General features: G+C 72.2%; 3 protein-coding genes and 3 pseudogenes. 1 reads left to right on the plus strand and 5 read right to left on the minus strand.

Annotation, left to right across the window (positions count from 1 at the left end):
- Positions 1–244: 244 nt before the first annotated feature.
- From AC2W7M_RS16085 to hutI, 5 genes and pseudogenes are all read right to left on the minus strand, one after another.
- The gene (locus AC2W7M_RS16085; RefSeq protein ID WP_486133221.1) at positions 245–820 is read right to left on the minus strand and encodes a HutD/Ves family protein; all 576 of its coding nucleotides are present in this window, start codon (positions 818–820) and stop codon (positions 245–247) included.
- Entirely contained in the window at positions 817–2,484 is a 1,668-nt protein-coding gene (gene hutU, locus AC2W7M_RS16090) for a urocanate hydratase (protein WP_486133222.1), read from the minus strand. Before hutU ends, AC2W7M_RS16085 begins: the two co-directional genes overlap by 4 nt.
- Positions 2,485–2,511: 27 nt before the next feature.
- Positions 2,512–3,337: pseudogene (hutG, locus tag AC2W7M_RS16095) on the minus strand (N-formylglutamate deformylase).
- Between the two features lies 1 nt (position 3,338).
- Positions 3,339–4,874 (minus strand): histidine ammonia-lyase, encoded by a 1,536-nt coding sequence (hutH, locus tag AC2W7M_RS16100; RefSeq protein ID WP_486133223.1) that lies wholly within the window; start codon positions 4,872–4,874, stop codon positions 3,339–3,341.
- A pseudogene (gene hutI, locus AC2W7M_RS16105) lies at positions 4,871–6,093 on the minus strand (imidazolonepropionase). Before hutI ends, hutH begins: the two are co-directional and overlap by 4 nt.
- A 109-nt stretch (positions 6,094–6,202) precedes the next feature.
- On the opposite strand from hutI, the pseudogene AC2W7M_RS16110 reads away from it, so the two are divergent.
- Positions 6,203–7,345: pseudogene (locus AC2W7M_RS16110) on the plus strand (formimidoylglutamate deiminase); the annotation flags it as partial.

The raw sequence follows: 7,345 nt of genomic DNA on the forward strand, positions 1-7,345 counted from the left end.
GCCAGCGCCAGGTGCGGGTGATCCCGCTGCCGCCATCGCAACCGGTGCAGCCGAAGCCCACCGCGGCCGAATCCGCCGACATCGGCGCCAAGTCGGTGCCGCTCCAGCAATAGCGGCGCTGCGGCGGGCGACAGCCCAGCCGGAGCCGGCCGGGCGCAAGGTTCCGTGCGGCAGGCCGTTGCAGGCGCGCGTTCGGCCTGGCGGATGCAGTCCGGGCCCCGTCAGAGGGGCGCGATCTCCACGATCAGGAGGTGGCAGCCTCCGCTCCGGGCCGGAGCCCCACGGCGCCGCCGCTGACCAGCGCCGTGTCTCCGGTGGCCAGAGCAGCGGCATCGCGGCCGGCCTCGGCCGCAACATGCGCCGTTCCCGCCGCAACGTAAGCCAGCGCTGCGCTTCCTGCGCCGGCCGCGAGATGCACCGGTCCGTCCACCCGCGTCACCCGGCGGGTGAACACCCCGCGACGGGTCATGACGTTGAGGTCGATGATCGCTCCGCCGAGGGGCGTGCCCGCCACCGGGACATCCGCCGGGAAGGCGTAGGGCGCCGCCGCCTGGTCCAGCCGCACCTCGGCGCCGTCGGCGAAATCGAGCATCAGCCCATCGCCGGTGAGCACGCTCAGCGTGCGGTCCACGCCCGGAAACAGCGAGAACGGGCCGGCCACCGCCACCCGCGCCGTGCTCACCCGCCAGCCGAAATCCGACAGGCCCGCCCCTTCCGGGAAGCAGGCGATCTCCACCGTCTCGCCACCGCCGTTCTTCCACGGCATGCGCCGGCCCTCGGCGGCGCGGATGATGCGCAGGGCCTCTCCCGGCGCCCTCACCCGAGGATGCCGGGAAGGTCGAGCTGCTGCTCCCGCGCGCAGGCGATGGCGTCGGCGTAGCCCGCATCCGCATGGCGCATGACGCCGGTGGCGGGATCGTTCCACAGCACCCGTTCCAGCCGCCGCGCCGCCTCCGGCGTGCCGTCGGCGACGATCACCATGCCGGCGTGCTGGCTGAAGCCCATGCCCACCCCGCCGCCATGGTGCAGCGACACCCAGGTGGCGCCCGAGGCGCAGTTGAGCAGCGCGTTCAGCAGCGGCCAGTCGGACACCGCGTCCGAACCGTCGCGCATGGCCTCGGTCTCGCGGTTGGGCGAGGCGACCGAGCCGGAATCGAGGTGGTCGCGGCCGATCACCACCGGCGCCTTCAGCTCGCCCTTCGCCACCATCTCGTTGAAAACGAGGCCGAGCCGGTGCCGGTCGCCCAGCCCCACCCAGCAGATGCGCGCCGGCAGGCCCTGGAACTGGATGCGTTCGCGCGCCATGTCGAGCCAGTGGTGCAGGTGCCGGTTGTCGGGCAGCAGCTCCTTCACCTTGGCGTCGGTGCGGTAGATGTCCTCCGGATCGCCGGAGAGCGCCGCCCAGCGGAACGGGCCGACGCCGCGGCAGAACAGCGGGCGGATATAGGCCGGCACGAAGCCCGGGAAGTCGAAGGCGTCGGCCACCCCCTCCTCCAGCGCCATCTGGCGGATGTTGTTGCCGTAGTCCACCACCGGGACGCCCTGCTTCCAGAAGTCCAGCATGGCGCGCACATGGGTCGCCATGGAGCCCTTGGCCGCCTTCTCCACCGCCTTGGGATCGGCGGCGCGCTTTTCCTCCCAGTCGGCGAGCGACCAGCCGGCGGGCAGATAGCCGTTGACCGGATCGTGGGCGGAGGTCTGGTCGGTGACGGCGTCCGGGCGGATGCCGCGCCGCACCAGTTCGGGCAGCAGCTCGGCGGCATTGCCGAGCAAGGCGACGGAGAGCGGCGTCTTGTCGGCGCAGGACTTTTCGATCAGGGCCAGCGCCTCGTCGAGGTCCTTCGCCAGCACGTCCACATAGCGTGTCTTCAGCCGCATCTCGATGCGGCTCGGCTGGCACTCGATGGCGAGGCAGCTCGCCCCCGCCATCACCGCGGCGAGCGGCTGCGCGCCGCCCATGCCGCCGAGCCCGGCGGTGAGGATCCAGCGGCCGGAGAGGTCGCCGCCATAATGGCGCCGGCCCATCTCCACGAAGGTCTCGTAGGTGCCCTGCACGATGCCCTGGGTGCCGATATAGATCCAGGAGCCGGCCGTCATCTGGCCGTACATCATGAGGCCCTTCTTATCGAGGGCGTTGAAGTGGTCCCAGTTGGCCCAGTGCGGCACCAGATTCGAGTTGGCGATCAGCACGCGCGGGGCGTCGGCATGGGTGCGGAACACGCCCACCGGCTTGCCGGACTGCACCAGCAGCGTCTCGTCCGCCTCCAGGCGCCTGAGGGTCGCGGCGATGCGGTCGAAGCTCTCCCAGTCGCGGGCGGCGCGGCCGATGCCGCCATAGACCACCAGCTCCCCCGGCTTCTCGGCGACCTCGGCGTCGAGATTGTTCATGAGCATGCGCAGCGGCGCCTCGGTGAGCCAGCTCTTCGCGGAGAGGTCCGTGCCGCGCGGGGCGCGGATGCGGCGCTCATTGTCGATGCGCGTCATAAGGCGGAATTCCTGCTGCAAGAAGGGTCAGGCCCGCGCCCGCGCGAAGGCGAGGCAGGCTTCGAGGATCTGGGTGAGGGTGGCGCGCACCGGCGCGGCATAGACGGGGTCGTAGGGCGTCGGCCAGGCGTCGTCGGCGACGAAGCCGAGCGGCTCGCTCATGTAAGCGCGGCACGCCAGTTCCATCTGCACTGCATGGACCCCCTCGCGCGCCGCACTGGCGGGTGATGTAGCCGCCGGTGAAGCGCCCATTGAGCACGTAGGGCCGCCCGCTTCCGGCGCAGAGGTCGCGCACCGTGGCCTCCAGTTCGCCGTCGCAGCTCGCCCCCTTGTTGGTGCCGATATTGAACTCCGGCAGCGTGCCCGGAAACAGGCGCGGGATCACCGAGCGGATCGAGTGGCAGTCATAGAGCGCGATCACCCCGTGGCGCGCCTTCGCCGCGGCGATCTCGGCCGCGAGCACCGCGTGGTAAGGCTCAAAATAGGCCGCCTTGCGGGCGGCGATGGCGGCGGCATCCGGGGCGCGGCCTTCAAGGTACAGCGGCTCGCCGTCGAAGGTGGTGGTGGGGCACAGCTCCGTGGTCTGCTGGCCGGGATAGAGCGAGACGCCGGAGGGGTCGCGGTTCACGTCGATCACGGTGCGCGAGATCGACGTGCGCACCACGGTGGCGCCGAGCCCGGCGGCGAAGTCGTAGAGCAGGTGGATCCACCAGTCCGCATCCTTGCGGGCGCGCTCCGGCGAGACGAGGTCGGGCAGGAATTCGTCCGGAATGTCGGTGCCGGTGTGCGGCAGGCTCACCACCAGGGGGGCGGTGCCGCGGGTCACGCTGATCCAAGGGGGATGAGAGGTCACGTCAGTCTCCGCAGATGGAGGGCAGCACGTCCGCCCCCGCCGCAGCGGCGAGCGCGCCGGAGCGCACGAGGCCGCAGGCGGCATCGATGTCGGGATGGAAGAAGCGGTCCTCGCCCAGCGCCGGCACCGCGCCGCGCAGCCGCGCGCGCACCGTCTCCAGGCGCGGGCTGGAGGCTAGGCCCGCATGGAAGTCGCAGCCCTGCGCCGCCGCCAGCAGCTCGATGCCGATGACCGAGGTGAGGTTCTCCGCCATCGGCGCCAGGCGCCGCGCGCCGTGGGCGGCCATGGAGACGTGGTCTTCCTGGTTGGCCGAGGTGGGGATGGAATCGACGCTCGCCGGATAGGCCCGCTGCTTGTTCTCGGAGACCAGGGCCGCCGCCGTCACCTGGGCGATCATGAAGCCGGAATTCAGCCCCGGGCTCGGGGTGAGGAAGGCCGGCAGGCCGGAGAGCGCCGGGTCCACCAGCATGGCCACGCGGCGCTCGGCGAGCGAGCCGATCTCGCACAAAGCGAGGGCGATCTGGTCGGCGGCGAATGCCACCGGCTCGGCGTGGAAGTTGCCGCCGGAGAGCGCCTCCCCGGTCTCGGCGAAGATCAGCGGATTGTCGGAGACGCCGTTGGCCTCGATCTCCAGCGTTCCGGCCGCCTGGCGCAGGAGGTCGAGCGCGGCGCCCATCACCTGCGGCTGGCAGCGCAGGCAATAAGGGTCCTGCACCCGCTCGTCGCCGACGAGATGCGAGGCGCGGATGGCGGAGCCCTCCATCAGCATCCTGAGCGCCGCGGCGGCTTCGATCTGCCCGCGATGGCGGCGCAGCGCGTGAATGCGCGGATCGAACGGCGCATCCGAGCCGCGCGCCGCGTCGGTGGAAAGCGCGCCCGTCACCAGCGCCGCGCGGAAGGCGGTTTCCGCCGCGAACAGGCCGGCAAGCGCGCAGGCGGTGGAAAACTGGGTGCCGTTGAGCAGCGCCAGCCCCTCCTTCGGACCCAGCTCCAGCGGCGCAAGCCCGGCCTGCGCCAGTGCCTCGGCCGCCGGCACGCGCGCGCCTTCCACCAGGACCTCGCCCACCCCGATCATGGCTGCCGCCATGTAAGCGAGCGGCGCGAGGTCGCCGGAGGCGCCCACCGAGCCCTGCGCCGGCACCACGGGGATGAGGCCGTGCTCGACCATCGCCGCCATGACGGCCAGCGTTTCCGGCCGGATGCCCGATGCCCCTTGGGCGAGGCTCGCCAGCTTCAGCGCCAGCATCAGCCGTACGGTGTGGGCCGGCATGGCCTCGCCGACGCCTGCGGCATGGGAGAGCACGATGTTGCGCTGCAGCCGCGCGAGGTCCGCCGCCGCGATGCGTACGCTGGCGAGCTTCCCGAAGCCGGTATTGATGCCGTAGACCGGCGCCCCCTTTGCAACGATGGCCGCGACCGCCTGCGCTCCGGCGGCGACCTTGTCGGCGCAGGCGGGATCGAGCGCGAAGGCGGCGCCGGCATGGATCGCGCGCCACGCCGAGAGCGGCACCGCGCCGGGGGTGAGGGTGAGGCTCATCGTCCGCCCCGGATGCGCGCGTGAAGCGGGTTCAGCCCCATGCGGTAGACCAGTTCCGCCGGACGCTCGATGTCCCAGATGGCGAGGTCGCAGGCCTTGCCGGGCTCCAGCGTGCCGATGCGCTCGGCCATGCCGAGCGCGCGCGCCGCCTCGCGCGTCACCCCGGCGAGGCATTCGTCCACCGTCATCCGGAACAAGGTGGCGCCCATGTTCATGGCGAGCAGCAGCGAGGTGAGCGGCGAGGTGCCGGGATTGCAGTCGGTGGCGAGCGCCATGGGCACGCCGGCGGCGCGGAACAGGTCCACCGGCGGCGCCTTGGTCTCGCGGATGAAGTAATAGGCGCCGGGCAGCAGCACCGCGACCGTGCCCGCCGCGCCATGGCGGCGACGCCGGCCGCGTCCGTGTGCTCCAGATGGTCGGCCGAGAGCGCGCCGAAGCGGGCGGCGAGCGCCGCGCCATGGAGGTTCGAGAGCTGGTCGGCATGCAGCTTCACCGGCAGGCCGAGGGCCTTGGCCGCCGCGAACACCCGCGCCACCTGCTGGGGCGAGAAGGCGATGCCCTCGCAGAAGGCGTCCACCGCGTCCGCCAGCCCCTCGCGGGCGATGGCCGGCAGCATCTCGTCGATGAGGCGGCCGATATAGGCGTCCTTGTCTCCGTTCGCCTCCGGCGGCAGCGCATGGGCGCCGAGGAAAGTCGTCGTCACCGTGACCGGCCGGACGCCAGCGAGCGCGCGGGCGGCGCGGAGCTGGCGCATCTCGGCGCCCAGCTCCAGCCCGTAGCCGGACTTGATCTCGAGGGTGGTGACGCCCTCGGCGATCAGCGCGTCGAGGCGCGGCAGCGCGCTCGCGATCAGCTCCTGTGCGCTCGCCGCGCGGGTCGCCCGCATGGTGGAGACGATGCCGCCGCCGGCGCGCGCGATCTCCTCATAGGGCACGCCCGACAGGCGATTCTCGAACTCGTCCGCCCGGTCGCCGCCATAGACGAGGTGGGTGTGGCAGTCGATCAATCCGGGGGTGATCCAGCGGCCGGCGCAGTCCTCGATCTGGGGCGCGTCGAGGGCGGGGGCCTCGGCGGCCGGACCGGCATAGAGGATGTGCCCGTCGCGCGCGGCGACGAGGCCGTCCTCGATCAGGCCGAGGCCCTCGCGCGCCGGCGCCAGCGTGGCGAGGCGGGCCTTGCGCCAGATGCGGTCGCAGCGGATCGCCGCCCCTGTTGGCATCACGCCGAGCCTCCCCTTCGCGCCGAAATCCATTGGCGCTGACGCCAATAATGTATATACATAAATACGCGCCTTCGCGCTTGTCCAGTCCCGCGTGAGCCCGAACAGCATGCCGTCCGCCCCCCGCCGCAGCCTGTGGTTCTCCAGCGCCCTGCTGCCGGACGGCTGGGCGCAGCGGGTGCGGGTCAGCCTCGAAGCCGGGCGCATCGCCGCCATCGCGGCGGGCACCGCGCCGGGAGCCGACGACGAGCGGCACGGGCCGGTCATTCCCGGCCTGCCGAACCTGCACAGCCATGCCTTCCAGCGCGCCATGGCGGGCCTCGCCGAGGTGCGCGGGCCGGGCGCGGACAGCTTCTGGACCTGGCGCGAGGCCATGTACCGCTTCGTCGACCGGATGGAGGCGGACGACGTGGAGGCAGTGGCCACTTTGGCCTTCATGGAGATGCTGGAGGCGGGCTTCACCCGCGTCGGCGAATTCCACTATCTGCACCACGCGCCGGATGGCGCGGCCTATGCCGACCGAGGCGAGCTGTGCCACCGCATCGCCGCAGCGGCGGAACGCACCGGCATCGCGCTGACCCTGTTGCCGGTGTTCTATGCCCATTCCGGCTTTGGCGGCCTGCCGCCGGGACCGGGCCAGCGGCGCTTCATCAATGACCTGGACGGCTTCGCCGCGCTGATGGAGGCCGCCCGCCGCGCCGTCGCGGGCCTCAGCGATGCGGTGGTCGGCCTCGCCCCCCACAGCCTGAGGGCCGCGACCGCCGAGGAGATCGCCGCCTCCTGCCGCTGGCCGAAGGCGGGCCGGTGCACATCCATGTGGCCGAGCAAATGAATGAGGTGGAGGACTGCCTCGCCTTCTGCGGCCGGCGGCCGGTGGCGCACCTGTTCGAGATCGCGCCGGTGGATGCGCGCTGGTGCCTGATCCACGCCACCCACATCACCGCGGACGAAACGGCGCGCTTTGCCGCGAGCGGCGCGGTCGCGGGACTGTGCCCCGTCACCGAGGCCAATCTCGGCGACGGACTGTTCCGGCGCCGGACTTCCTTACCCGAGGCGGGCGCTTCGGCGTCGGCACCGATTCCAACGTGCTGGTGGATGCCGCCGAGGAGCTGCGCACGCTGGAATACGGTCAGCGCCTGTTCCACCGCGCCCGCAACGTGCTCGCGGCAGGTGCCGGCGCCTCCACCGGGCGGGCCTTGTTCGAGGGCGCGCTTCGGGGCGGCGCGCCAGGCGCTCGGTGCTCCGGCGGCCG

This window comes from Xanthobacter sp. BG11Y11_SDJG (assembly GCF_057364445.1).